Below are 270 nucleotides of genomic sequence, written 5' to 3'. Positions count from 1 at the left end.
CAAAACGGGCGCTGACGGTGAAGTGATCCGCCAGCGGCGCGGCCTGCTGGCGTAGCCGGGCAAGTTGCTGCTCCAGCCTCTCTAAAAGCGCGTCGCTTTTCATCTCTCATTCCCTCTTTTTCACGGCGATTATGGTACATTAGCCGCTTATTCCGGCAACGATTAGCACTATGCAACGCACTATTTTAATCATCATTGGCTGGCTGGCGGTAGTGCTCGGCACCCTGGGTGTCGTTCTGCCGGTTTTACCGACCACACCTTTTATCCTGC

At 55.2% G+C, this 270-nt stretch carries 1 protein-coding gene; it reads left to right on the top strand.

The features are described from left to right. Positions 1 to 170: 170 nt before the first annotated feature. Positions 171 to 270, top strand: a 100-nt coding sequence (locus ACZ3HG_RS23800) for a DUF454 family protein (protein WP_465334852.1), incomplete at its 3' end; no start/stop codon positions are given.

This window comes from Erwinia sp. PME.40.26/001, assembly GCF_055556675.1.
The sequence above is the reverse complement of the archived record's forward strand: the minus strand, read 5'-3'. Positions and strand labels throughout refer to the sequence as shown.